This window comes from Methylomonas rosea, assembly GCF_024505055.1.
Taxonomy (GTDB): Bacteria; Pseudomonadota; Gammaproteobacteria; order Methylococcales; family Methylomonadaceae; genus Methylomonas; species Methylomonas rosea.
Genome location: NZ_JANIBL010000072.1, coordinates 1 through 26861, shown reverse-complemented (window position 1 = coordinate 26861; position 26861 = coordinate 1). Strand labels below are relative to the sequence as shown.

25 protein-coding genes and 3 pseudogenes are annotated in these 26861 nt (G+C 50.1%); 14 read left to right on the top strand and 14 right to left on the bottom strand.

Features of this window, described 5'->3' with window-relative positions; genetic code table 11:
• Positions 1–217: pseudogene (locus tag NP589_RS18705) on the top strand (hypothetical protein); the annotation flags it as partial.
• 15 nt (positions 218–232) lie between these two features.
• On the opposite strand, the gene NP589_RS18700 reads toward NP589_RS18705, so the two are convergent.
• The 10 genes from NP589_RS18700 to NP589_RS18655 all read right to left on the bottom strand — a co-directional run bounded on the left by NP589_RS18700 (position 233) and on the right by NP589_RS18655 (position 7887).
• Complete coding sequence (locus NP589_RS18700) at positions 233–370, bottom strand: DUF2442 domain-containing protein (RefSeq protein ID WP_256608318.1); 138 nt, start codon at positions 368–370, stop codon at positions 233–235.
• A 107-nt stretch (positions 371–477) separates the two neighbouring features.
• Positions 478–657: a type II toxin-antitoxin system HicA family toxin gene (locus NP589_RS18695; RefSeq protein WP_256608316.1), complete on the bottom strand. Its 180-nt coding sequence runs from the start codon at positions 655–657 to the stop codon at positions 478–480.
• On the bottom strand, positions 657–848 hold the full coding sequence (locus tag NP589_RS18690; RefSeq protein WP_256608315.1) for a type II toxin-antitoxin system HicB family antitoxin: 192 nt from the start codon (positions 846–848) through the stop codon (positions 657–659). Before NP589_RS18690 ends, NP589_RS18695 begins: the two co-directional genes overlap by 1 nt.
• Positions 849–896: 48 nt before the next feature.
• Complete coding sequence (gene alaS, locus NP589_RS18685) at positions 897–3506, bottom strand: alanine--tRNA ligase (RefSeq protein ID WP_256608314.1); 2610 nt, start codon at positions 3504–3506, stop codon at positions 897–899.
• 208 nt (positions 3507–3714) lie between these two features.
• On the bottom strand, positions 3715–3915 hold the full coding sequence (locus tag NP589_RS18680; RefSeq protein WP_256608313.1) for a hypothetical protein: 201 nt from the start codon (positions 3913–3915) through the stop codon (positions 3715–3717).
• Entirely contained in the window at positions 3912–4130 is a 219-nt protein-coding gene (locus NP589_RS18675) for an addiction module protein (protein WP_256608312.1), read from the bottom strand. The genes NP589_RS18680 and NP589_RS18675 overlap by 4 nt, the downstream gene beginning before the upstream one ends.
• Before the next feature lie 91 nt (positions 4131–4221).
• On the bottom strand, positions 4222–4740 hold the full coding sequence (locus tag NP589_RS18670) for a regulatory protein RecX (RefSeq protein WP_256608311.1): 519 nt from the start codon (positions 4738–4740) through the stop codon (positions 4222–4224).
• Complete coding sequence (gene recA, locus NP589_RS18665; RefSeq protein WP_256608310.1) at positions 4703–5755, bottom strand: recombinase RecA; 1053 nt, start codon at positions 5753–5755, stop codon at positions 4703–4705. Before recA ends, NP589_RS18670 begins: the two co-directional genes overlap by 38 nt.
• Positions 5756–5825: 70 nt before the next feature.
• Positions 5826–7160 carry a cobyrinic acid a,c-diamide synthase CobB gene (locus NP589_RS18660; RefSeq protein ID WP_371929690.1) on the bottom strand — a complete coding sequence of 445 codons (1335 nt, stop codon included), beginning with the start codon at positions 7158–7160 and terminating at the stop codon, positions 5826–5828.
• Positions 7161–7164: 4 nt separating this feature from the next.
• The gene (locus NP589_RS18655; protein ID WP_256608309.1) at positions 7165–7887 is read right to left on the bottom strand and encodes an Aq_1264-related membrane protein; all 723 of its coding nucleotides are present in this window, start codon (positions 7885–7887) and stop codon (positions 7165–7167) included.
• 360 nt (positions 7888–8247) lie between these two features.
• Here NP589_RS18655 and NP589_RS18650 point away from each other — a divergent pair, with 360 nt between their 5' ends.
• From NP589_RS18650 to infA, 3 genes are all read left to right on the top strand, one after another.
• The gene (locus tag NP589_RS18650) at positions 8248–8721 is read left to right on the top strand and encodes a hypothetical protein (protein ID WP_256608308.1); all 474 of its coding nucleotides are present in this window, start codon (positions 8248–8250) and stop codon (positions 8719–8721) included.
• A gap of 256 nt (positions 8722–8977) precedes the next feature.
• Positions 8978–11092: a RelA/SpoT family protein gene (locus NP589_RS18645; RefSeq protein ID WP_256608307.1), complete on the top strand. Its 2115-nt coding sequence runs from the start codon at positions 8978–8980 to the stop codon at positions 11090–11092.
• Positions 11093–11195: 103 nt separating this feature from the next.
• Positions 11196–11414: a translation initiation factor IF-1 gene (gene infA, locus NP589_RS18640; protein WP_013819653.1), complete on the top strand. Its 219-nt coding sequence runs from the start codon at positions 11196–11198 to the stop codon at positions 11412–11414.
• Positions 11415–11448: 34 nt separating this feature from the next.
• Here infA and clpA read toward each other — a convergent pair whose 3' ends face one another.
• Together clpA and clpS are read right to left on the bottom strand one after the other, a co-directional pair.
• Entirely contained in the window at positions 11449–13725 is a 2277-nt protein-coding gene (gene clpA, locus NP589_RS18635; protein ID WP_256608306.1) for an ATP-dependent Clp protease ATP-binding subunit ClpA, read from the bottom strand.
• A gap of 9 nt (positions 13726–13734) precedes the next feature.
• On the bottom strand, positions 13735–14058 hold the full coding sequence (clpS, locus tag NP589_RS18630; RefSeq protein WP_256608305.1) for an ATP-dependent Clp protease adapter ClpS: 324 nt from the start codon (positions 14056–14058) through the stop codon (positions 13735–13737).
• 125 nt (positions 14059–14183) lie between these two features.
• Between clpS and NP589_RS18625 the strand changes: the two genes are divergently transcribed.
• From NP589_RS18625 to mtaB, 8 genes are all read left to right on the top strand, one after another.
• A complete protein-coding gene (locus NP589_RS18625) occupies positions 14184–14639 on the top strand; it encodes an NUDIX hydrolase (RefSeq protein WP_256608304.1) in 456 nt (151 codons plus the stop codon).
• The gene (gene mnmA / locus NP589_RS18620) at positions 14636–15736 is read left to right on the top strand and encodes a tRNA 2-thiouridine(34) synthase MnmA (protein ID WP_256608303.1); all 1101 of its coding nucleotides are present in this window, start codon (positions 14636–14638) and stop codon (positions 15734–15736) included. The genes NP589_RS18625 and mnmA overlap by 4 nt, the downstream gene beginning before the upstream one ends.
• A 57-nt stretch (positions 15737–15793) precedes the next feature.
• Positions 15794–16066 carry a helix-turn-helix domain-containing protein gene (locus tag NP589_RS18615; RefSeq protein ID WP_256608302.1) on the top strand — a complete coding sequence of 91 codons (273 nt, stop codon included), beginning with the start codon at positions 15794–15796 and terminating at the stop codon, positions 16064–16066.
• Positions 16067–16130: 64 nt separating this feature from the next.
• On the top strand, positions 16131–17306 hold the full coding sequence (locus NP589_RS18610; protein WP_256608301.1) for an AAA family ATPase: 1176 nt from the start codon (positions 16131–16133) through the stop codon (positions 17304–17306).
• Positions 17306–17998 carry a DUF3226 domain-containing protein gene (locus NP589_RS18605; protein ID WP_256608300.1) on the top strand — a complete coding sequence of 231 codons (693 nt, stop codon included), beginning with the start codon at positions 17306–17308 and terminating at the stop codon, positions 17996–17998. Before NP589_RS18610 ends, NP589_RS18605 begins: the two co-directional genes overlap by 1 nt.
• Positions 17999–18029: 31 nt before the next feature.
• Complete coding sequence (gene purB, locus NP589_RS18600; protein WP_256608299.1) at positions 18030–19388, top strand: adenylosuccinate lyase; 1359 nt, start codon at positions 18030–18032, stop codon at positions 19386–19388.
• A 16-nt stretch (positions 19389–19404) separates the two neighbouring features.
• Entirely contained in the window at positions 19405–20634 is a 1230-nt protein-coding gene (locus NP589_RS18595) for a spore maturation protein (protein WP_256608298.1), read from the top strand.
• 94 nt (positions 20635–20728) lie between these two features.
• The gene (gene mtaB, locus NP589_RS18590; RefSeq protein ID WP_256608297.1) at positions 20729–22015 is read left to right on the top strand and encodes a tRNA (N(6)-L-threonylcarbamoyladenosine(37)-C(2))-methylthiotransferase MtaB; all 1287 of its coding nucleotides are present in this window, start codon (positions 20729–20731) and stop codon (positions 22013–22015) included.
• 65 nt (positions 22016–22080) lie between these two features.
• Here the strand turns inward: mtaB and NP589_RS18585 are convergent, their stop codons facing one another.
• Positions 22081–22863 (bottom strand): MlaA family lipoprotein, encoded by a 783-nt coding sequence (locus NP589_RS18585; protein WP_256608296.1) that lies wholly within the window; start codon positions 22861–22863, stop codon positions 22081–22083.
• 91 nt (positions 22864–22954) lie between these two features.
• On the opposite strand from NP589_RS18585, the gene rnt reads away from it, so the two are divergent.
• A complete protein-coding gene (gene rnt / locus NP589_RS18580) occupies positions 22955–23581 on the top strand; it encodes a ribonuclease T (protein ID WP_064010314.1) in 627 nt (208 codons plus the stop codon).
• 294 nt (positions 23582–23875) lie between these two features.
• Here the strand turns inward: rnt and NP589_RS18575 are convergent.
• Positions 23876–24998: pseudogene (locus NP589_RS18575) on the bottom strand (transposase).
• A gap of 420 nt (positions 24999–25418) precedes the next feature.
• Between NP589_RS18575 and NP589_RS18570 the strand changes: the two are divergent.
• Positions 25419–26650 (top strand): annotated as a pseudogene (locus tag NP589_RS18570) (IS110 family RNA-guided transposase).
• Positions 26651–26861: the final 211 nt, after the last annotated feature.

Below are 26861 nucleotides of genomic sequence, written 5' to 3'. Positions count from 1 at the left end.
AGGGGCGATGCAGGGATGCATCGCGTTGACGAAGGGGCAGGAAGCCCCTTTCGTCAACCCCCGCCGAAAGCGAGGAGCGCAGGGAATAAGCGGCGTCCGGGTGTCTTTTCTTTTGGATACTTTTCTTTGGACAAGCAAAGAAAAGTATCTCGGTTGTCGGTCCGAGAACCGACATCAAATTAACCGTCGCGGTAGCGACACATTTAAAGCCAAATAGCTTTTGCAACTAAAACTAAATGACCTCACCCTCTTCATACAAAGTCTCCGGCGCAATATCAGCCCCATTCGGCCAAGATATACTCCAGCCATCGACAAAAAATTTCTGAAAATACTGTTTGTCTTTCAAAGGCTCAAAAACTTCACCATTCAGTCACTTCCAACAATCGGCGATTCTTTTTTCACCGTTATCAAAAGTTAGCTTGATTTTATAATCGCTCAGATATTCGGCATCAATGACAACGGGCATGTATTACATGACTATTTACCACTCAATTTCCTGATAATAGTTTTCGCCAGATAATCGTTAATCTCGTTATGCCTTGGCACAGCCTGAGATTGCCGTGTTTCTTCGTTGGTATACCAATCGTGATTGCCACCATGCCTGGATAAACGACAACCCATTTCTTCAAGAATTTTTAGCAAATCCCTTCTTTTCATCAGGCGACCTGCAAAGTCTCCACTTTACGAATAAAAGGAATTTCCTGCGTTTCAAAATCCTTAAACAAATCCAACAAGTTTTCCTGCAATTCCTGCTTGGTTTCGCCTTGCGTTAAATAATCAGGATATTCATTCAGAAAACCCAAATAAAAATCGCCGTCTTTCCAGCAAGTATATTCAATCGTTTTCATCATCATCTCCCAACAATAGGCTTAAACCGCTCGTCGTAACAATTAACCCTAACCCAGCCTCTCCCTCACCCACTCCGGCACCGCCGCCAACGCCGCCGGCAATCCGGCAGGATCGTTACCCCCGGCCTGAGCCATATCCGGCCGACCGCCGCCTTTGCCGCCGACTTGGGTGGCGACGAAATTCACCAACTCACCGGCTTTGACTTTGTCCATCGCATCTTTGGACACGCTGGCAATCAGACTGACTTTGTCGCCGCTGACCGCCGCCAATACCAATGCTGCACTACCCAGTTTGTTTTTCAACTGATCGGCCAGGTCGCGCAAGGCTTTCGGATCGACGTCGTCGAGTTTCACGGCCAGTACTTTCACACCATTAACGTCAACGGCTTGGTTGGTCATCTCGTCGCCGGCCGAGCTAGCCAGTTTGGCTTTGAGTTTTTCCAGTTCTTTTTCCAGGCCTCGGGTTTTTTCCAGCAATTGGTGGACTTTATCCGCGGCTTTATCCGGTGCGGCTTTCAGCAAGCCGGCGACGCTGAGCAGGGCTTTCTCGCGCTGATCGATCCAATCCAATGCGCCTTGGCCGGTGACGGCTTCCAGGCGGCGGACGCCGGCCGCGACGCCGGTTTCGCCGACGATCTTGAACAAACCGATGTCGCCGGCTCTATCGACGTGAGTACCGCCGCATAGCTCGGTGGAAAACTCGCCGATTTTAAGCACCCTTACTTCGTCGCCGTATTTCTCGCCGAACAAGGCCATCGCCCCGGCTTTCACGGCATCGTCTTTAGCCATGATTTCGGCGGCTACCGGGTTGTTCAAACGAATCTGTTCGTTGACCAAGCGTTCGACGGTAGCGATTTCCACAGCTGTCATCGGTTCGAAATGCGAGAAGTCGAAACGCAAACGTTCTGAATTTACTTGCGAGCCTTTTTGCGCGACATGTTCGCCCAATGTCGCCCGCAGCGCGGCATGCAGCAAGTGCGTCGCAGAGTGATTGCGCTCGGTGGCTTTGCGAACCTCGGCATCGACGCTAACTTCACAAGCCTGGCCTTCGCTGAGCGTGCCGCGCAACACCTTGCCTTTGTGCAGAAACAGCTTACCGCCCTGCTTCTGGGTATCGTGCACTTCGAAAACCGCGTCGCCGCAATCGATGCGGCCGGTGTCGCCGACTTGACCGCCGGACTCGGCATAGAATGGCGTTTGATCTAGAATCACCACGCCTTCGTCGCCGGCCTCCAAAGCATCGACCGGCTGGCCTTGCTTGAACAAACCCAGAATTTGCACGGAACCGTCAAGATGGAAATAGCCGGTAAATTCGGTGCTGCTGTCGTGTTTGATATCCTGGTCGTAATCGGCTGCGAAACTACCACCGGCACGAGCGCGGTCGCGTTGTGCCGCCATTTCTACTTCAAAACCAGCGTGATCGACGCTGAGTTGGTGTTCGCGAGCAAAGTCGGCGGTCAAATCCACCGGGAAGCCGTAGGTGTCGTACAACAAGAACACCACGTCGCCGGGGATCACATGGCCGTCCAGCTTGGCAACACAGGCTTCCAGGATTTTCATGCCTTGCTCCAGGGTTTCCGCGAAGCGCTCTTCTTCTTTTTTTAGCACCCGTTCGACTTGCTCCTGAGCCTTCGCCAACTCGGGATATGCTGCACCCATCTCGGCGACCAAGGGCGCGACCAGCTTGTAGAAAAACGTATCTTGAATGCCTAAGCGATAACCGTGGCGAATCGCCCGACGCACGATGCGGCGCAATACATAGCCGCGACCTTCGTTGGACGGCAATACGCCATCAGCCACCAGGAACGCGCAAGAACGTATATGATCGGCGATAACGCGCAGCGAACTATTTGCCAAGTCGCTAGTGCCGGCCAATTGCGCGGCGACTTTTAACAAGTTTTGGAACAGATCGATTTCGTAGTTGCTGTGCACGCCTTGCATCACCGCCGAAATCCGTTCCAGCCCCATGCCGGTATCCACCGACGGTGCCGGCAACGGCGTCAGGTTGCCGTCCTTGTCGCGGTCGTATTGCATGAACACTAGGTTCCAGATTTCGATGTAGCGATCCCCGTCTTCGTCCGGGCTGCCGGGAGGGCCGCCGGCCACATGCTCGCCGTGATCGTAGAAAATCTCGGTGCAGGGTCCGCAGGGACCAACATCGCCCATAGACCAGAAATTATCCTTAGCGCCGATCCGCGAGAAGCGTTTAGGGTCGTGTTTGACATCTTCCAGCCAGATCGCTTCGGCTTCGGAATCTTCGTCAAATACCGTGACCCACAACTTTTCCTGGGGAATGCCCAGTTCTTTGGTCAGGAAATCCCAGGCAAAATGAATCGCATCGCGCTTGAAATAATCGCCAAAGCTGAAGTTGCCCAGCATTTCGAAGAAGGTGTGATGACGCGCGGTGTAACCGACGTTTTCCAAGTCGTTGTGCTTGCCGCCGGCCCGCACACAGCGCTGACTGGTAGCGGCGCGGGTGAAATCCAACTTCTCGCGGCCTAAGAACACGTCTTTAAACTGCACCATCCCGGCGTTGGTAAACAACAGCGTGGGGTCGTTGCCCGGCACCAGAGAACTGGACGGCTGCACAGAGTGGCCGTGTTGACGAAAGAATTCCAAAAAGGCGGCCCGCAATTCGGCGCTGGTCATTTTTTTCATTGTGGTTACTTCAATGTTTTGTGTTAACAAATATTTGTGGCGCACCATCGCGATGAGGCGCATCGGTCGAAATTGCTGAGCTTAATATCACTTCGCGAACCCCGAAGTTCTTAGAATCAGTCATTCCATCGTCTAATTGGCTCATTTTCCAAACGAGCTTTAATACTTACAGGATCTTGCCGACAGTCCATCACAGCATAAACAGAAACTAATTCATCATCGACAGTGTAATAAATCGCAACGGAAAGCGCTTTGCGACCAACCAATGAAATTCAGCGAACTTTTGGGGGTGAATGCCTGCATATAGAGAATCCAAAAAATAACGGCCGACTCCCTCCTGCTGCCGTTCGTAAAACTCAAAAGCATCCAGCAAATCAAATTTTGCGCTGTCAAAAATTCGAATTTTCATCGAATCCTATCTTGAATTTCCCGCTTTGCTGTTTCCCAATCAGTAAAACCAATCTCACCCGATTCCGCCAGGCGCTTTCTTTCCGCCAACAAGTGACCATGCCAATCTGGTGTTGAATAGCCAGCCGCCTGACTGGATAAATCCTTCCATAACTCTTCCATCATGCCGATTTTCTCGGCAAGCGACATTTCTTTTAGCGGTAGAGTAACGTTCATAACTTTCTCCCAGAACGACTTTGCACGAAGCTAATGCGTACAGCGAAACACACGAATGGATCCGCCGAATGGCAACTTAAATTACTTTGCATCATTTTGCGGATCGCCTATCGGCATCAGCTCTAACCAATTTAATCTTCAATTCCGCATATAAGCGTTTAATCATCTCGCCACTAAATCCGCGTTGCTGCAAGAAGCGACTGCGTTTCAGCCATTCGTTTTGAGTCAGCGATTTTTCGTCGCCGTATTTACCCGAATACACCTCAAGCAACAAATTCTGCCAACCGCCCTGTTCATCGGCTTGGATATCCAAATCGGCATCGTTGATACCGCGCTGTTGTAGCTCATAACGAATTCGAACTGGCCCATAGCCGCTACGGATACGCTGACGAACGTAACATTCCGTATAGCGTTGGTCGTTCTGCCAATTCTGCTCGGCCATTCCATCAATGACCGGCTCAACTTCATCGCGGTTGAAACCGCGCAAAGCCAATTTATCCTGCAGTTCCCGGCGGCTATGTTCGCGCCGGGCCAGCAATCTCAGGCAGACAGCCTCGATTTGTTGCCGACGCTCAATCGCCGTCGACAAACTCGGCGTCGTCGTCTTCACTGGCAGCTGCCGGTGCGCTCGCTAACTTGGCAAAGGCTTTTTCGCGGATGGCTTTTTCAAGTTCGGCGGCTTTATCCGGATTATCACGCAAGAACTGCTTGGCATTGTCCTTGCCCTGACCGATCTTTTCGTTGTTATAGGCATACCAGGAACCGGACTTCTGGACGAAACCAAATTCCACACCCAAATCCACCAATTCGCCAAAGAAGGACACGCCTTCGCCGTACAGAATTTCGAAATCGGCTTGTTTGAACGGCGGGGCGACTTTGTTTTTGACGACTTTGACGCGGGTCTCGTTGCCGATCACCTCGTCACCCTTCTTGATCGCGCCGATACGGCGTATATCCAGACGCACCGAGGCATAAAACTTCAGCGCATTACCGCCGGTGGTGGTTTCCGGGTTGCCGAACATCACCCCAATTTTCATCCGCAACTGGTTGATGAAAATCACCAGGGTGTTGGAGCGTTTGATATTGGCGGTGAGTTTACGCAGGGCCTGCGACATCAAGCGGGCCTGCAAGCCCATGTGCGAGTCGCCCATGTCGCCTTCGATTTCCGCTTTGGGAGTCAGGGCGGCGACCGAATCGATGACCACGATGTCGACCGCGCCGGAACGCACCAGCATGTCGGTGATTTCCAAGGCCTGCTCGCCGGTATCCGGCTGCGACACTAATAAGTCGTCGATATTCACACCGATCTTTTGCGCATAAACTGGGTCCAGTGCATGCTCGGCATCGACAAATGCTGCGGTGCCGCCCAGTTTTTGCATTTGAGCAATAGTTTGCAGGGTTAAAGTGGTTTTACCGGACGATTCCGGTCCGTAGATTTCGATAATCCGGCCACGCGGCAAACCGCCGACGCCCAGAGCAATATCCAGGGACAATGAGCCGGTCGAGACTACTTCGATATCGCGACTAGCCGCAACGTCGCCCATCCGCATGACGGAGCCCTTACCGAATTGTTTTTCGATCTGCATCAAGGCGGCGCCCAGCGCCTTTTTCTTGTTTTCGTCCATTTTAGTACCTGCTGTTGTCTGGCCGGTGAAAGCCGCGCATTATCCCATAGACCCTGGCTGCGAAACAGTTTTAATCGCTCTGCAAACCTGAGAAAAAGCCGGCGGCAAGCTGCGGGTTATAGGAGAAATACAAGTGCAGATAGGAGGCTTGTAAGGAGCCGCTGCGGAAAAAACCTTCGCCGTGGCCGAAACTGCGTTGCGCGGTGGAGACGGCAATCGGTTTCAGCGCGGTATCGAGCTTGGAAAAATGAAAGCTGTGGCCGCGAATCTCACCCAGCTCCAATTGCAGACTATGCATACCAAGGTTAGCTAACTTAGTTTGCATAACCGCTTTGCCAGCTAACAACCCTACCATCGCCGCTTGATGGCCGTCTTTGTCCGTCAAACTCTCCAGCAAGTATAAAAAGCCACCGCATTCCGCATAGATGGCTTTTCCGGCTAGATGATGGTCTATTAACGCTTGCTTCATTGGCACATTGTCAGCCAAAGTTTGTAAATGCAATTCCGGGTAGCCGCCCGGCAGATAGACGCTGTCGGCCTCCGGCAATTTACCGTCGACTAAGGGCGAGAAAAACACCAGTTCCGCCCCCATCGCCTGCAGACAATCCAGATTGGCTTGATAGAGAAACGAAAATGCCGCATCGCGCGCCACTGCTATGCGTTTACCCTGTAACAATCGTGGTGGCGGATTAGTAGAAACGTTCGCAAAGGCAACCGGCTCGGGCAAAAGACAGGGCGTAAAACTATTTAATAATTCTGCGGCCCGCGCCAGCCGGGCGTCCAGATCACCGATTTCCTCGGCCTGCCACAAACCCAAATGCCTGGAAGGCAAGCCGACTGCTTCGTCACGGCTCATTGCCGCCAATAACGGCATGTCCGCCGGCAAAGCCTCCTGCAACAATCTCGCATGACCGGCGCTACCGACTTTATTAGCAATAACACCGACAAACGCTAGCTGCGGCCGATAATGGGCCAAGCCGAATGCAACTGCGGCAAAGGTTTGCGCCATGCCTTGCGCATCGATCACTGCCGCCACCGGCACCGCCAAGGCCTGGGCCAGATCGGCGCTACTGCTGTCGCCATCGAACAAGCCCATCACACCTTCGATCAAGATCAGATCGGCTTCACCGGCTGCGAGAAACAACAGCTCCCGGCAATGCGCCTCACCCATCATCCACAAATCCAATTGATAGACCGGCTGCCCGCAGGCATAAGCCAAAATCTGCGGATCGATGAAGTCCGGGCCGGTCTTGAATACCCGTACCCGAAGGCCTTGTTGGCGATGATAATAAGCCAGCGCGGCGGTGACGGTGGTCTTGCCTTGCCCGGAAGCCGGGGCGCTGATCAGCATCACCGGGCAGCTACGCGGTTCGGTAGTCAAAGATGAAGCAGGAGAAACAGTCAAAATATCAGTCCTTTTGGTAAAACCACATTTGGTAAACACTCATTAAAATCTGCACCCCCATCGACAAGCCCATCAACGCACCGCTGAGCACCACCACATAGGCAAATTCGGAAATATGCTTGGTCACAAACCAGGACACCACGTCCAATAGCATCGCGAAGAACGGAATCACCAGCGCGACTCTTTTTACATAGATATTCATATCGCAAAGCAAAAATATTTTGCCGATAAAAAACAGGATGAAGGCGATACCGAATAGATGAATGTGTGATACCCGCACCAATGCCGGCGTAGACGCCCCGCCCTTATGCGCGACTTCTGCAACACCTTCGTAATGGGTCAGATTAGGCAGACTGGGGTTGGCGGCAGGATTGTGACAGTGGATGCAATCGCGGTTCAAAATCGGCGCAATCCGCTGCTCGTAAGCCGGTCGTTCAGCGCCATCCTGGATCCATTTCAAGATAACCTCCTTATCGCTTTTGTATTGCAGATTGGGCTCCATGATACCGTTGATCGCCGCACCCAGCCGGGACTGGGTGGTCGAGCCGTGGTACATAATGACGATGTCGTCTATCGACAAGCCACGCTTGCCGTCGCGGCCTTGATGGGTGTAGTACAAGTTCACCAAGGCCATCAGATAGCCCAGGCCGATGGTCAACAGGAATACGGTATTTAATATTTTCTCGCTGGTGGAAATGTCTCGAAAACGGCGATATTGTTTCGGCATAGGCAAATACGCAAAAAGAAAAGTAGGCTTAATCCATGGCGCCAGACAGGCGCGGCGGAATTTTCTGACGAGTCAAATCGGCTCCCCAGCTACCCAATGGCATTAAACGGCTTTTAGAATAATCGATATGAAAATATTGATCTATGCGAAGTTCGCGGAAAAATCATACCGGCGACTTTTATTTTTATCGCATAATCGACCACGGTTATGCGATAAAAATGCTTCATTCCATTACGAGAGCGAGTGCTGGTTTTGAACGAATCGTCCAACGCTCGGCTTTTGCTATCACCGGCAAAAACAACCATGAAACTATCCCCAGCGATTTAAGTCATTGGGAAACCCACCACAGCAGGAGAACTCATGCGTACTTTATTACTTTCCTTACTCGCCACCACTGCCTTTTACGGTAGCTTATCGACCGCGCAAGCCCAAGAAACCGGCAACGTTGCGGTTCCCGACAAAGTCCGGGCCAATATTTTAAAACGCCACCCGCAAGCACAGGACCTTAAAGCGACTCATGAAACCCACTTTGGTCAGCAAGTTCTGGAAGTGAGCTTTAAGGATGTGGAAGACGAGACTAAACACGAGCTATTCAGAACCGACGGCGCGTTGTTTGCCAATGAAATCTTGTTGGCAAACGGTCTGGAAATATCGCCTGATGTGACCAAAGTGCTGGCCGATAACTTCCCCGGCTATAAACTACACAAGGCGGAATTGGTGATTAATCCGAACGGCGTGGGTGAAGAATACGAATTATTTATCGAAGTGGGCGGCAGCAAATGGAAAGTTGCAGTCAACGACAAAGGTCAAATCACGGATAAAGATGCTTATTAAAGACTCGCATATTATTCGGGAATCCGAGAACTTCTCGGCCTAAGCTCGGGCCATTCTAAATCGGTGTTTTTCTCATCTCTAAGCTGACTGCCTTTGCTGACGCCCGGTACCCATAGCGATAGCGCTATCGACACCGGGGGGACGCGGACGGGGTAAAGCGCATCGCTAGCCGTTTACTCTGACACCTGGATTCAAAACCCAGCTTACGGCAAATCCGCTATTTTCCGCCCCACCTTGCAGGTCTTACAATATCGGTATGACTCAAAATAATTATCCCATCGCCGAACTGTTTCCCGGCTTCTCAGAGGCAGATAGCTTACAGATAAACCAGGCGCTGACGCTAATCGAGCAGCTTTCGGTGGATTGCAACGACACCGTCCGCCCCAAAGGCGTCGATGTCGCGGTGATTTTAATGAGTGTGCATATCGATCTGGAGACCATTCTGGCGGCGCTGCTCAGCGATTCACGCGTTGCCGGCAAACTCAGCGACTCGGCAATACGAGAGCAATTCGGTCCGGTGGTCGCCGACTTGGTTAAGGACGTGAGCTGGCTGAACAAAGTCAGTATTTACAGCACCGAAATGGCAAACCAACCCAACCAAGCCGAGATCTTGCGGCGCATGCTGCTGGCGATGACCCATGATGTGCGCGCGGTGCTGATCAAACTGGCTTTTCGCATCCAGCGGCTGCGTGGACTAGAACAAGAACAGGAAAATATCCGCCGCTTCATTGCCAGGGAAACCCTGGACATTTATGCCCCGCTTGCCAATCGCCTGGGCATTAATCAATTTAAATGGGAATTGGAAGACCTGGCGTTTCGCTATGTCGATCCGGAGCATTATCGCTTTGTGACCGAATCATTAGCGGTTAATCGCGAACAACGCCAAGCCTTTATCGAACGGTTTTTAGCGGCACTTAAAGACCGTTTAAAGCAGGAAGGCATTCAGGCCAAGGTCTACGGCAGACCGAAGCACATCTATAGCATCTGGAACAAGATGCACCGCAAGCAGCTGGCGATAAACGAACTATACGATTTGCTGGCGGTAAGGGTGGTGGTCGAAAGCTTGTCAGCGTGTTACATGGTGCTGGGCTTGGCGCATAGTCACTGGCAGCATATTCCGCGCGAATTCGACGATTACATCGCCAACCCCAAGGAAAACGGCTATCAATCGCTGCATACCGTGGTTTTGGATGAAGACGGCAACCGTATCGAAATTCAAATCCGTACCAAAGCCATGCACGACTTCGCCGAACTTGGGGTAGCAGCGCACTGGCGTTATAAGGAAGGCAGCAAGTTCAACGCCGCGACCGAAAAGAATATCGCCTCACTCCGGCAACTGCTGGAAGACAAAGACAGCCCCGACAGTTTGCTGGAAAACTTTCATACCGAGCTGTTTTCCGACCGGGTCTTCGTGCTGACACCCGCCGGCAAATTGGTTGACTTGGTCAAGGGCGCTACGCCACTGGATTTTGCTTATGCCATCCATACCGAAGTAGGTCATAGCTGCCGCGGCGCCAAAGTTAACGGCCAGATCAAACCGCTGACTTACAAGTTGTGTTCCGGGGAGCAGGTAGAAATTATCACCGTCAAAAACGGTCAGCCCAATCACAACTGGCTTAATCCCAACCTCGGTTATTTAAAGACCCCGCGCGCTATCAGCAAGGTAAAAAGCTGGTTCAAACAACAACAGCAGGCCGAAAATATCGCCGCCGGCAAATTGCTGCTGGATAAGGAAAGTAAGCGGCTGGGCTTAAAAACCGTCGACATCAACGAGCTTTTGAGACATTTTAAATTCTCGGACATAGAACACTTTTACGAAGCGCTAGGTCACGGCGACATCAACAACCGGCAATTGGCCGGCGCGCTGAAAATTCCGGAATTGGAACCTACGCCGATTAAGTTGGTGCCAAGCAAATCCTCGACGCAATCGGCAATCACTATCGACGATATCGATAATGTGGTCACCACGCTGGCGCATTGCTGCTCGCCTGTAAAAGGTGACGAGATTATCGGCTTCATCTCGCATAAGCGCGGCATCACGATTCATCGCCGCGATTGCGAGAATATCCGGCATTTATCGCCCGAGCAACAACTGCAATTATTGAAAGCGGATTGGAGCGGCCAACAGACGGTACATCACAGCGTGCCGATTTTGATTCATGCCTTTAACGCGCAAAACTTGCTGAACGACGTTTCTCAGGTACTAGCGGCCGGGAAAGTACATATCAGCAATGCCTCGTTGAAGACTCACGACGATTTGTCCGCGATTCTGACTATGACTATTCAAATTGAAAATACCGAGCAGCTCAGTTTGGTGCTGACACGTATCAGTCATTTGCCGAATATTATTGAAGTGAGGAGGAAAGTCTGAATCAGCTCTTAATCAGCGTTAATTCAACTATTGGCAAGACTTTTTTAGCGGCTCGGCAGAGGATTCATGCTAACATAGCCGTTTTAAATTTAGAGCTTTAACTATGGCAAAAGAAGATCAGATTGAAATGGATGGCAAGGTCATCGACACCCTGCCCAATACTATGTTTCGCGTCGAGCTGGAAAACGGTCACATTGTCACCGCCCATATCTCGGGCAAAATGCGTAAGCACTATATCCGCATCCTGACTGGCGATAAAGTCCGCGTAGAAATGACACCTTACGACTTGACCAAAGGCCGCATTACCTTCCGCAATCGCTAACCCGTCTTTCGGGAAAGCGATTGCTTCCCTCGCGTTACACGACTTGATTCAATTCCGAAACGATTAGTTGTTTGCTCTCGATGGCAAAAGCCAGCGCATCGTTCTCGACATGTACTCGCACATGACCGCCATTCGCTAATCGACCGAACAACAAATCTTCCGCCAACGGTTTTTTGATCTTTTCCTGAATCAAGCGCGCCATTGGCCTTGCACCCATTTTCGGATCGCAACCGTGTTCGGCCAACCAAGACCGCGCGGCAGGCTCCAATGTCAACGTAACGTTCTTATCGGCCAATATGGCTTCCAGCTCGAAAATAAACTTATCGACCACGCTACCAACTACCGCCATATCCAACGGTTTGAATTGCACGATGGCGTCCAGACGGTTTCTAAATTCCGGCGAAAAACCACGCTCGATCACTTTCATACTATCGGATGCATGATTTTGCTGGGTAAAACCAATAGATGCCCGGCTGCTTTCCTCCGCACCGGCATTGGTGGTCATGATTAGAATGATATTTCTGAAATCGGCTTTACGACCGTTATTATCCGTCAAGGTGCCGTGATCCATAACCTGCAACAACAGATTGAACACATCCGGGTGAGCTTTTTCCAATTCGTCCAACAACAATACTGCATGGGGATGCTTGGTCACCGCCTCGGTCAGTAATCCGCCCTGATCGAACCCAACGTAACCGGGAGGCGCACCGATTAATCGAGATACGGTATGCCGCTCCATGTATTCGGACATATCGAAACGAATCAATTCTATGCCCAATACTTTAGCCAGCTGGCGCGTCACTTCGGTTTTACCGACACCGGTAGGGCCGGCAAACAGGAACGAACCGATGGTTTTAGTGGTATCGCGCAAACCGGCTCGCGACAATTTGATCGCCGACGCCAACTCTGAAATAGCCTCGTCTTGACCGAACACCAGCATTTTCAGGTTCTTTTCCAGGTTGGACAGTTTATCAATATCGTTGGACGACACCGATTGCGCCGGCACCCTGGCAATTTTAGCGACGATCTCTTCTATCTCGGCGGTATCAATCAGGTCTTTGCGGTCAATACCGGCAAATAAACGCTGCCTGGCACCTGCCTCGTCAATCACGTCGATGGCTTTGTCGGGCAAATGTCTATCGGTGATATAGCGTGCCGATAATTCCACCGCCAGCCGTAACGCTTCTTGGGTATATTTCAGACCATGATGCTCTTCAAAGCGCGACTTCAGGCCTTTCAAGATTAATACGGTATCTTCGATTGAAGGCTCTATCACATCGATTTTCTGGAAGCGCCGCGCCAAGGCATGGTCTTTTTCGAAAATGCCCCGATATTCCTGATAGGTAGTGGAACCTATGCAACGCAGCTGTCCGGATGCCAACACCGGCTTGATCAGATTGGACGCATCCATCACACCGCCGGACGCAGAACCCGCGCCGATAATTGTGTGAATTTCGTCGATAAATAAAATCGAGTCAGGTTCTTTTTTCAGCTGATTAATTAAGGCCTTCAGTCGTTTTTCAAAGTCGCCGCGATATTTGGTACCGGCAACCAGCGCCCCCATGTCCAGGGAATATATGACGCTATTCAACAAAATATCCGGCACTTGTTCTTCGACAATTCTTTTCGCCAAACCTTCGGCGATAGCGGTTTTACCGACTCCGGCTTCGCCAACTAACAAAGGATTGTTCTTACGACGACGACAAAGCACTTGAATGGTTCTTTCCACTTCCAATTCGCGACCAATCAAAGGATCGATGTTGCCTTTCAAGGCTTCGTCGTTCAAATTGGTTGCGTATTTTTCCAACGGGCTAGACAAGGCTTCGTTGCTGCTGCGGTCGGCTTCCGGTTCCTCGCTACTCTCTTTTCTGAACTGCTCGATTTTGGAAACCCCATGCGCCAAGTAATTCACCACGTCCAGACGGGTGATGTCTTGTTTGTTCAGCAGATAAACCGCATGCGAATCCTGCTCGCTAAATAAGGCTACGAATAGATTAGCTCCGGTCACTTCTTTTTTATCGGAAGCCTGCACATGAAAAACCGCGCGCTGTAAAACGCGCTGAAACCCCAAAGTGGGTTGAGTTTCTCGCTGTATCCCTTCCGGAATCAGGGAAATGGTTTCGTCTATAAAGCGCGTTAACTCGGCCCGCAACGCATTAACATTGCAGCCGCAAGCGATCAAAATCGGTATCGTCGTGACGTTATCCAACAAGGCCAGCAACAAATGCTCGACCGTGATGAATTCGTGTCTTTTGGCATGAGCTCCGGTAAAAGCAGCATTCAATGTCACTTCAAGTTCTTTACTTAGCATGGTTACCCCTCACGCCTCTTCCATCGTGCACATCAGCGGGTGATGATGCTCGCGGGAATATTCATTAACAATATGTACTTTGGTTTCAGCAACGTCTTTGGTATAGGTACCGCAAACGCCGACACCCTGCGTATGCACTTGCAACATTACCTGCGTCGCTTTCTCTTCGCTCATGTTAAAAAAATCAGTCAATATTTCGACGACAAAATCCATAGGCGTAAAGTCGTCGTTAAGCAACATCACCTTATAGAGTGGCGGTCTTTTCAGCTGCGGTTTGGCTTCTTGCAGCGCGGTGTTACCGTCGCCATCTTTCAAGGGTTCAAAATCTGACATAAGCTTTGGTGCTGTGAATCATTGTGGTCTTAAAAATAGCGTCTTAAACATTAAATTTCAATCTTTGCGCATATAAAAAACATTTCTAGTAAAATGCGCGCCTTTTACCGTTTTCTATCAACATCATGGTTTGGAAACCTCACGTCACAGTAGCCGCCGTGATCGAAAAAGATGGCCGCTTTCTGCTGGTTGAAGAGACAACGGCTCGAGGCCTTGCGTTCAATCAGCCGGCAGGTCATTTGGAAGAAGGTGAAGATTTAATCAGCGCCGTCAAACGCGAAGTGTGGGAGGAAACAGCTTGGCAATTTGAACCGGAGGCGCTGATTGCCACACAACTATGGCGTAGAAATCCACATATGCCCAGTTTTGTTCGCTTCTGTTTTTCCGGCACGGTCAACAACCACAATCCAGAACAACCTCTCGATGACGGCATTATCGACACTCACTGGTTAAGCCGCAATGACATTTACGCAAAACGCCAACAATTACGCAGCCCTTTGGTATTAACCACCGTGGACGAATACCTGAAAGGTCACCGTTATCCGCTTACCATCTTACAGTCTTTTCTCGATTTAGAATGAGTAAACATATCATCGTCGGCATGTCCGGCGGCGTCGACTCTTCCGTCACCGCATTAATCTTGCAAGAACAAGGCCACAAGGTCACCGGTTTGTTCATGAAAAACTGGGAAGAAGACGACGGCACCGAATATTGCACAGCGATGGAAGACTTGGCCGACGCACAGCAGGTTTGCGACAAACTGGGCATAGAGCTTAAGACGGTCAACTTCGCCGCCGAATACTGGGACGACGTATTTGCAGTGTTTTTGTCGGAGTTTAAAGCCGGCCGGACCCCCAATCCCGACATACTTTGTAACAAACACGTCAAATTTAAGGCGTTTTTGGACTATGCCATCGAAGATCTGGGCGCCGAATACATCGCCACCGGCCATTATGCCCGCGTCAGGGAACAAGACGGCGAATTTCAATTATTAAAAGGTTTGGATCCCAACAAGGAACAAAGCTACTTTTTATACGCGATGGGTCAGAAAGCCTTGTCGCGGACCCTGTTCCCGATCGGTCACCTGCATAAACCGGAAATCCGCGCGCTGGCCGATAAAGCCGGGTTTGCCAACAGCCGCAAAAAAGACAGTACCGGCATCTGCTTCATAGGCGAACGCAAGTTCAAGGAGTTCCTGCAACGCTACCTGCCCCACCAACCCGGCGAAATGCGTACCCCCGATGGCAAATGCATTGGCAAACACCACGGCCTAATGTACTACACGCTGGGCCAGCGCCAGGGCTTGGGCATCGGCGGCGTCAAGGACGCGCCGGACGAACCCTGGTTCGTGCTGGAAAAAGACTTGGACAACAACGTGCTGATCGTCGGACAAGGCCATAACCACCCGCTGATGCTGCACAATACGCTGGAAGCCGGACAATTGGACTGGTGCGGCAGCCAGCCTTTGACCGAAACCATCCGCTGCGCCGCCAAGACTCGCTACCGCCAACCGGACCAGGATTGTGTCGTTGAACCGTTGAACGGCGGCACGCGCGTCAAAGTCCGCTTTGACGTACACCAGCGGGCGATTACGCCGGGGCAGTCTGTGGTGTTTTATCTGGGCGAGGTTTGTTTGGGTGGTGGAATTATTGAGGCTAAGTTCAATGAAACGAAATGAATAGATGGCTATCGGGTATTATTTGAATTTAACGACATCGACGGCGGCCCGGCTTTTATGTTGATTCCGTATACCGATTATTTGAAAGAAAATACCCTTGATAATACCACTATTCCTAATGAAGTGGTTGGTGCCGTCATTAAACAAGACATCACCCCCATTAAAGCCTGGCGGGAATATTTACATATATCGACAACCAAATTAGCTACACTTTTAGGCGTTTCAGAAACGGAATATACCGAGCTTGAAAATCAAGAAAAACCCAATAAAACCATGCTAGAGAAAATAGCGTCTGTTCTAAGCATTAAGCTTGATCAATTAAATGTCTGATGAAAACATTTTTTCTCGCCATTTCAACGCATAGCCTAAGAGCAATTATACATAAGGGTGAACAATGCTAACCAATTTACGCATTAAAAATTTCCGCATGTTAGAGGACTTGAAAATTCCAAGGCTTGGCCGAGTAAACTTGATTGTCGGAAAAAATAATAGCGGTAAAAGCTCAATTTTAGAGGCCATTAGAATTTACACAGAAAAAGCTGACAGAGACTTTCTGCGTGAAATTTTAATAAACCATGATGAATCAGTTACCTTTGATCATGAACCTGACAATCAGAACCCAAGCTATTGGTACGGCTTGAAAAATCTATTTTATAAGCGAGAGTTTTCGGCGAAAGAAAATGCTTTTATATCTATTTCTTCAGATGAAAAAAATTTAATTCAGCTTGAGTATGTTTTTTATTATCAGCAAGAAGAAATAAAATTTGACAAAGACGGCAACGAGATAAGCAAGTCCAGAAAGAGAATCCCTATACATCAATCAGAGCTACCTAGCTTCCTAGAACAATCAGATACTGAACTTATCCCTGCGCTCAGTATAACTATCGGTGAAGCTCGTAACACGTTATTTAATTTAACAGCCAATAGCCAAAGAATTGGATTTTCTCCACCGGCATGGGGATTATTTCCTCCCGACACACCAAATTCAAGCTTTGTTCCCACCAGACTTTTATCCTCGGAGAAACTTGCCGAATTATGGGATAAAATTGCAGCTAAATCAGAAGAACAAGTACTTTTAAAGACATTAAAAGTTATTGATCCATCTATTGAAAGATTAGTTTTTATTAAAAACATTGAAAGAGATTCACGACAAAAAAATGATCGAATACCCGTAGTAACACAACAAGGCTCTGATACGCGCATCCCTCTAAACAGCATGGGTGACGGCATATCCAGATTATTACAACTGATACTTTCTACATTCCCAGCAAGGGATGGAATTTTACTGATTGACGAATTTGAAAACGGCTTGCATTACAGTGTTCAAGAAGAAGTCTGGCGTATCATTTTTCAATTAGCTAAAGAGCTAAACATTCAAGTCTTTGCTACGACGCATAGTTGGGATTGTATCGAGAGCTTTACTAAAGCCGCAGTTGAAAGCCCGGAAGAAGGCATTTTGCTAAAAGTATCCAGAAGTAAACTTACCAGCGACAATGGAAAAATCATCGCTACCGTTTACGATGAGGCCGAGTTACAAAACATAACCGCATCAGAACTTGAGATTAGATAATGTCTAAAAAGATATTATTGGTTGAAGGTAATGATGATCGGACCTTTTTCAAAGCATTCTGTAAAAAGCTTGGACTCACCGATGTCGATGTGCCAGAAATAACCATCGTCACTCCGAAGGACAGAGGTTCACAAAGAAACGGCTGGACGAACCTAGTTGACCATTTACCAACAGAAATTAAACGACTTCGCAGTGGTGATATTGATAAATTAGCCATTGTAATCGATGCTGATTTTGCGCCAAACAACAATGGTGGAGTCACTTCAAGGCGAAGTTTGGTCGCCAAGAAAATAAACGGCTTTTTACAAGAACAAAATTACGGCCTCTACGAAATATCGGACCAGCCTAATTACCAAAAAGGCGATATTTTCAAGCATGCAAACGGCTTACCCGATATTGGCTTATGGATCATGCCCGATCACCAAAATGAAGGAATGATTGAAAATCTTGTCGAGCAAATGATTTCAACAGACACAGAACAACAAGCCCTATTAGCTCACACAGACCTCTCAATAAATAATTTACCCACCAAGCTATTTAAAGACATTCATTTGTCGAAAGCCAGAATCTACACATGGCGAGCTTGGCAAAAAGAACCCGGTATAAGATTGCCGGATGCGTTGTCCGAAAACCTATTAAGTATCGAAGCCGCAGCTAATTTCAGCAATTGGTTAGTCTCGGTTTTTAAGTAATTACCAAAATATTTTCTAAGGAAATAGCTCTATGACCCTCACCGCCATCTCCCCCATCGACGGCCGCTATGCCAGCAAAGTCGACGCCTTGCGCCCCATTTTCAGCGAATACGGCTTGATCCGTTACAGGGTCGAAGTGGAAGTGCGCTGGCTGCAAGCCTTGGCCGCCGAAGCCAAAATCGTTGAAGTACCTGCCTTATCGGCAGATGCGATTGCCGTATTGAATGGCATAGTCGCGAATTTCTCCGAAGCCGACGCCCAAGCCGTCAAAGACATCGAGAAAACCACCAACCACGACGTCAAGGCGGTCGAATATTTCCTGAAAGAAAAGATTAAAGGCAACGCCGAACTGCATGCCGTCAACGAGTTCATACACTTTGCATGCACCTCGGAAGACATCAATAATTTGTCCTACGCATTGATGCTAAAAGAAGGCCGCGGCCTGATCCTAAGCGAAATCGACGCCACCATCGCAGCGATCAAACAACTGGCATTGAATAGCGCCGAACAGCCGATGCTGTCGCGCACCCATGGGCAGTCGGCGACGCCAACCACGGTCGGCAAGGAATTTGCCAACGTCGTCGCCCGTATGCAACGCCAACGTGAGCAACTGACCAAGGTCGAATTGCTGGGTAAGATCAATGGCGCGGTCGGCAATTACAACGCGCATAGCGTGGCCTATCCCGACGTGGACTGGCCGCAATTCGCGCAAAACTTCGTCCAGTCTCTGGATCTGACATTTAACCCTTATACGATCCAGATCGAACCGCACGATTATCTGGCAGAATTTTTTCACGCTCTGTCGCGCTTCAACACCATCTTGCTGGACTTCGACCGCGACGTCTGGGGCTATATTTCGCTGGGTTATTTCAAGCAAAAAACCGTTGCCGGCGAAGTCGGCTCCTCGACCATGCCGCACAAGGTCAACCCGATCGATTTCGAAAACTCGGAAGGCAATCTGGGGTTGGCCAATGCCATCTTCGGCTTTTTGGCCGACAAACTGCCGGTATCGCGATGGCAGCGCGACCTGACCGATTCCACGGTGTTGCGGAATATCGGCGTCGGCGTCGCCCACACCAGCATCGCCATTCAATCCACGTTGAAAGGCATTTCCAAACTGGAAATTAATCCGGCGTTGATCGATCAGGATCTGGACCAAAACTGGGAAGTGCTGGCCGAGCCGATTCAAACCGTGATGCGTCGTTACGGCATCGAAAAGCCTTACGAAAAGCTCAAAGAACTAACCCGAGGCCAGCGCGTCACCGGCGACGGCATGCGCGCCTTCGTCGATAAGCTGGAAATCCCAGATTCCGCCAAGGCCGAACTGCTAGCGCTGACACCGCGTAGCTATACCGGCTACGCGGCGGCTTTGGCCAAGAAAATCGGCTAAACACCAGGACAGGTTGTTGCTGAACTTCATCTGGATATTCTTCTTCCTGACCGCCTTCGCCACCGCCGCCTTCAAGCTGCTGGTACTGGGCGACACGAAGGTGTTTTCCGAGTTGATGAATGCGATGTTCAGTCTGTCCAAGACCGCGTTCGAGATTTCGCTGGGATTGAGCGGCGTGCTGGCCTTGTGGCTGGGCATCATGAAAATCGGCGAGCATAGCGGCTTCATCGATTTGTTGACCAAGGCGCTGAATCCGCTGTTTAACCGCCTGATGCCGGAGATCCCGAAGAATCATCCGGCGCTCGGCGCGATGGTGATGAACATCGCCGCCAATATGCTGGGTTTGGACAACGCGGCGACGCCAATGGGCATCAAGGCGATGCAGGAAATGCAAACATTGAATCCGCATCCCGAACGGGCCAGCGACGCACAGATTTTGTTTCTGGTGCTCAACACCTCGTCGGTAACGCTGTTTCCGGTAACGATCTTCGCTTACCGGAAACAGCTCGGCGCGGCCAATCCTACCGATGTGTTTATCCCAATCTTGATCGCTACCTATATGTCGACGCTGACCGGCTTACTGGCCGTCGCGGCCGTGCATAAGCTTAATCTGCTGGACAAAGTGGTATTGGCTTATCTGGGCGGCATTACCGCCTTGGTCGGCGGCATACTCGCTTATTTCGCCGGCTTGGATCAAGCGGAAATGCTGCAACAATCGGCCTTGGTCAGCCACGTAATTTTGTTCAGCCTGATTGTTTCCTTCATCGCCGCAGCCGCTTTCAAAGGATTGAATGCTTACGAGTTGTTCGTCGAAGGCGCCAAGCACGGTTTTCAAACCGCGATTACCATCATTCCTTATCTGGTGGCGATGCTGGTGGCTTTTGGGGTTTTCCGGGCCAGTGGTGCATTGGAATTAATCACCGACGGCATTCGGCTGTTGGTCAATCTTGCCGGCATCGATAACCGTTTCATTGACGGCCTGCCGACCGCACTGATGAAGCCATTCAGCGGCAGTGGTGCGCGGGCGATGATGATAGACACCATGCAAACCCACGGGGCCGACTCTTTTGCCGGTAGACTGGCGTCGGTGGTGCAAGGCAGCACCGAGACCACGTTTTATGTGCTGGCGGTATATTTCGGCGCGGTTAATATCAAACAGATACGCCACGCCGCAGCGTGCGGCATCATTGCCGATCTGGGCGGCATTATTTCCGCTATTTTGGTGACTTATTGGTTTTTTGGTTAATTCGATTATCGAGGCCAATTGTTTGAATTCGTTGGGTTACGCTACGCTTTTATGCCCTTTAGGGTAAACCCCAACCTACATTTTTTGATATTACATGCAGATACATTTGAAAACACTTGGGTGCCGTCTCAACGAAGCGGAACTGGAAACCTGGGCGCAAGCCTTTCAAGCCAAAGGCCACGCCGTCACCCGCAATCTGAGCGATGCGCAACTGGTGGTGATCAATTCCTGCGCGGTCACTCAGGACGCCGTAAAAAAATCCAAGCAAATGATACGCCGCATCCACCGCGACAATCCGCAAGCCAAACTGGTGGTCAGCGGCTGTTACGCGACCCTGAATGAAACAGAAGCCGCGCAGTTGATGGGCGTGGACTTGATCGTCGGTAACCAGGATAAAAGCCAACTGGTGGAAAAAACCCTGGCCGAGCTGAATCTGGACAGTATGCCGGCCATGTCGACCGAACCCGGCGAAGTCTCGCTATTCAGCCGCGGCCGGCAACGGGCCTTCGTCAAAGTGCAGGACGGTTGCCGCTACCGTTGCACCTTCTGCATCGTTACCGTGGCTCGTGGCGAGGAAAGTAGTCGCCCTGTTCAAGATGTGATTCAAGAGATCAATACCTTGCATAGCCAAGGCATCAACGAAGCCATCATCACCGGCGTGCATCTGGGTGGTTACGGCAGCGATATTTCCAGCAATCTAGTCGAGTTAATTACAGAAATACTCGATAAAACCGCCATTCCGCGCTTGCGTCTCGGCTCGCTGGAGCCTTGGGAGTTACCCGACGGCTTCTTCGAACTGTTCAAGAATCCACGACTGATGCCGCATCTCCATCTACCCTTGCAGAGCGGTAGCGACAGCGTGTTACGCCGTATGGCCAGACGCTGTAAAACCGAAGAATTCGGCCAGATCGTCAAATTAGCCAGAGCGGCAATTCCGCATTTCAATATCACCACTGACATCATCGTCGGCTTTCCGGGTGAAACAGAAGTGGAATGGCAGGAAAGTTTTGAGTACATCAAAAACCTGGGTTTTGGTCATATTCACATTTTTAGCTATTCGCCGCGCGAAGGCACAAAAGCCGCGGGCTTGCCGGATCAAATCGATCAGAACACAAAGAAACAGCGCAGCAAACAATTGCATGAATTAGCCGACACAATGAAGCGCAGGTTCATTGCCGAAAACCTCGGCGAGCAGGCCAACATTTTATGGGAAGGGCAAAAAGAGGCGCAGAGCAATGGCACTATCCGCCATTTCGGTTACACGCCGAATTATCTAAGGGTAGCTTGCGACGTGGCGCCTGACCTCATTCTGGAAAATAGGATGGTGGCGGGAGAATTAATAGAAGCTAAACAGGATTTCGTGCTGGTACGTTTGACTTGACGCCATAAAAAAGCCGCAAAGCTGTTTGCTTGGCGGCTTTTTCCCATAAGAGCGGACAGTTTAAATCAATACGGATTCGGATCAAGCGGCCCTCGCCCGCCGCCCTGCATTTCATCGAATTTCAAGACATCTTCGTCCGGAACCTTACCATCATGAATTAGATAATTACGTCTGGAAAGATAGGCGTTTTTGAAAAACTCGTAACGATCCAGTGCTGCTTCGGTGGCGACTTTTTCCATGCCCAATAAATCTGAACGTGCATCGATGACTTTCAATGCGCCAGGTCCAATTGAAACAGCCGCGCCAATCCAATTTGGATTTATATAGATACCGGCATAAGTAAACGGATTCATCGCGGCATCGCCAACCAATCCGAACACACCACGCGGCGAACTAGGTCCGAAAAACGGTAGCACCAAGTAAGGACCGGTAGGTATTCCCCAATAGCCCAAGGTTTGATCGAAGTCTTCATTATGTTTGGGCAAATCGATCATCGTGCCCACGTCGATCAGACCTGCAACACCAATTGTGGTGTTCACCAAGAAACGCGCGCCGTCCTGACCGGATTGCAGGAATTTCCCTTGTAAAACATCGTTGGTACAAACACCTATGTCATCGACATTGCTGAAGAAATTAGTAACGGCTTGGTCCGCAAAATCCGGCATAACCCAATCGTAGCCTTTGGCAACCGGTTTCATGACATAATCGTCTACACCGTCATTAAACGATTGAACACCTCTGTTCCAGCCCTCCCAAGGATCTTTAGGATCGATACCGTGGGTTGTGGCACAACCGCTTAATAAAGTCAGTAACCCTAAGATCACCCAAGCTTTTTTCCCGTCTTGCATAACTTCACCTCACCAATTGAATATTGTTTATACCTATCCAAAACTCACGTAACATACCGTACAACCAATTTTTTTAGCCAACCACAACTCAATGGAAATAAACCTAAACCCGTTAGGCAACCGTTTCAGAGGTTACCTTCCTGTTATTGTCGACATAGAGACTGCTGGCTTTAATTCGAAAAAAAACCCACTATTGGAAATCGCCGCCGTAATAGTCGAACCAGACACAGACGGTTGGTTACATGTCACCGAAAAACATCACTGCAATATTATTCCGTTCAAAAACTCCGAGCTGGATGATGCAGCGCTCAAATTTACAGGTATTGATCCATACCATCCTTTCCGCATGGCTATAGAAGAGAAGGATGCACTTACCAAGCTGTTTACCCCTATCAAAGCCGCTGTAAAACGTAACGAATGCAAGCGGGCGATTTTAGTTGGCCATAATCCTGCTTTTGATATAAATTTTTTGAACGCCGCTATTGAGCGCACCAACTATAAACGCAGCCCGTTTCATCCATTCAGTAGCTTCGACACTGCCACACTAGGTGGACTAATGTACGGCCAAACAGTCTTAGCAAAAATTGCTCAAGCCGCCGGAATTATCTGGGATAACGAAAAAGCACATTCAGCGCTTTATGATGCCGAACAAACTGCTGAGTTGTTTTGCCTGATTATCAACCGGTGGAAAAAATTAAGCGAGTACGAAGTGACATAAATCTACTCAATTAGCGACGTAGAACACATTACGCTCCAACAGAGTTTAGCGATGACGATATCAATGTATCAAAGGCCTCTAAAATTAAAATATTTGAGCTTCTTGCAAAATAGCTGAACGCAATAGGCTCCGAGGGGCTCGTCTCATCCGAAGACGAAATTTTTCACGACTTGAGCAACGTTTAGATGCTTTACCCGTCTGAAATCATCGATTCTGCTCCGTTGTGCCCATATGCCACCGCGCCAACGTTCGTCAACGCCCCTTTTACAGCTTTTACCGACCTATTTGATGCGGTTACGTGAGTAGTCGCATCAACTGCTCTGCGGTCAGCGCCAGAATGCCGAACATCAGGTGCGACATCACTTTGCCATGGCCTCTGACCCGAACAAACCGGCCACCGAAATCATCCTTCAAGCGGGCATTGGTCCGTTCCGCCTGACTACGCTCCTGGTAGCGGTGTGCCTCGCTAGCCGCAAATTCACGTTTTTCATCACGGCGTGGATTGTGATCAATCAGCGGCACATGCCCCAGGCTGCGGCTGTGTTCCCGTAATACGCTGCTGCAATAAGCCGCATCCATCAGGTCGTAACAATTCGTCACGCGTTCTGCCGTCATCAACGCCAGCGGTATCGCCGCCAGGCTGTCGTGCATTGAGGCACTCGACAACAGCGCGCTAACCGGAACGCCGCAATCCGCCGTATCAATATGCAGTTTATAGCCGTTCCAGCTGTTTTTGTAACCCTGGGCGTTGCATTGGCTGCCCCGGTCGCAGTCGCGGGGCAGTTCCTTCAATAATTCAGCCAGCGCTTTACCTCGTTGCTGCTCCTGCTTGCCCGGCTTGGCTTCACGGACTTCATCTTTGCAGGGCCGCCCGCGTTTCTTGGCCTCGGCAGGGGTTCCGTGGCCTTTTCCTTTTTGGCCGGCTTCTCGCGCGCTTCAATCGCCGTGCCATCGCGGCTGATATGGCCGATCAGTTACTCGCCCAGCGTTTCCTTTACCAGTGCCGCATGCGTGCGCTCTGTCAATCCGGCTTCCGCAAACTCGGCAAATACCCACAGGGCACAAGTGCGCGCGAGAAGGTCGCTTCGCTCGGCAATTTCCGCCACATCGAGAATCCGCAGATGCGCTTCAAGGCGCGATCCATGGCTATGCGCTCAATCAAACCGGTCGTCGTCGCGATACCCAATACCGCTTTGGCCACGAAAGCATTCGCCAGCATTCCACGGTCATGTTCTGGTCGCCCGCATCCGCCACCGGTTGAGCTGACAAATTCTTCGATACGCACCCATTCCAGGGTATGCACCAGCTTGGTCAACTTCGGCGTCAGTGCGCCTACCTCGCTCCGCAATTCCGGTAGTAGTTCTTCCTGAACGATACGCCAGCGTTGCATTATTTCGGTTCGTTGCGTAGTATTCATGGCGGGCGTTGATGAAGTCTTCAGAACCTTGATCTTGCCAGCAATGGCCGCCCACTTCCACCTTTCTTTACCCCTCTCGGCGGTTAATTCCACTTAGGCTCTCGGTTTTGCAAGAGCCTCATTTGGTTAGCAATCTAGAGTTACTAACTAAACCTGGATTGCTTAACTTAACAATCATGAGGAAGCTTTCGTCACCCCGTAGAATGAAAGATACTGAGCGGGAGGCGGCAAGGCGAGGTCGGAAAGCCATTAGAGAAATGATCCTGAAACTTAACATGACCCGTAAAACAGACTCGTACCCCGGACTGAATCAAACAAGATCGCACGGTAATAAGACCCGAAGCCCACGCGGCTTTTAGGTGTTTTCCGTTTTACAGTTGCCGCCTCCCTACGCTTAAGTCTACAAGTTTGGAGGTTTTTATGGAACTTTCGGTGTTATATCGGTGCGTTGCTGCATTGGACGTTCATCAAGCCAAGCTGATGGTTTGCATCATGGTTGAAAACGAATGCGGCGAAGTGGTCAGTGAGCTCAAAGAATTCGGTGGCTTTAAAAAAGATCAGCTCGAAATGGCCGATTGGGTGGCCTCATTCCAACCGGACTGGGTGGTGATACCCAAAGGGCACAAGTGGAGAGTACGGGAATTTATTGGAAAAGCCCGTATGCGGCGCTCGAAAAAAAAGGTTTGAAAATCGCCGTCGTCAACGCCCGGCATGTCAAACAAGTGCCTGGGCGAAAAACCGATATTGCGGATGCACAATGGTTAGCGATATTGGCTCGAAATGGTTTGTTACGCGGCGGGTTTGTGCCGCCGTGTCAATTCCGTGAGTTACGCTTGGTTTCACGGCAAATGCAAAAATTGACGGGCATGTTATCGGCCGAAAAAAACCGGATGCACAAACTGTTGACCGATAGTGGTATCCGACTCTCGGTGGTCGTCAGCGATCTGCAAGGCAAAGCGGCACGCGCCATGATCAAGGGCTTATTACAGGGAGAAACGCCAGAACAAGTGCTCACGTATGCGACCAAACGGCTCAAAGCGTCGGAAGACGAGTTGTTGGATGCCTTAGCCGGTGATTTGACCGCCAGCCATCGTTTTATCCTGACGCAGGTGATGACGCATATTGAGGCGTTGGAACAGGCGATTGAAAACTGCCTACAGTATCTGCTTCAGGGGTTGAGTGCGTATGCCCCCATTCTGCAAAGCTTGCAAACCATCCCGGGCATCGATCAAGCGGGAGCCGCCATGTTATTGGTTGAAATCGGCGATGACATGCAGGTGTTTGGGACACCGGCCAAACTGGCTTCCTGGGCAGGCGTCTGTCCCGGTAACAACGAGTCTGCCGGCAAAAAGAAGTCAGGCAAAACCCGGAAAGGGAATCCTTATGTACGGCGAATTTTATGTGAAGCGGCCAATGCGGCCAGTAAGACACGCTGTCGATTACAGGACAAGTTTAAGGCGCTCGTCATACGCCGTGGGCGTAAACGAGCGATATTTGCGATTGCGCACAAACTCTTGAAAATCGTGTTTTTGTTAATCGAACGCAGCGATTATTACCGGGATGCTGACACCGATTACGAAGCACTTACCGTCCAACGAAATGCCCCGCGTTGGATCAAGAAGCTTAAACAGTATGGTTACATAACGGCATAATTTGCTTGAGGGGCGTTATTTTTAGGCCCTTCGGGGTTAGGGGAAGCTGTGTGCCTCCCGCTGAGTATCTTTCACGGTAAGTCATATCTGTAGACCCCAGTAAGCATCAACTCATAGTTGTAAGAATCCGCAGAGGATTCCATTGCAATACTCAGTCGAATAGAGCCGCTACCGCCGATCTGATATTTTCTTTTCGACTAAAGTTTGGAAT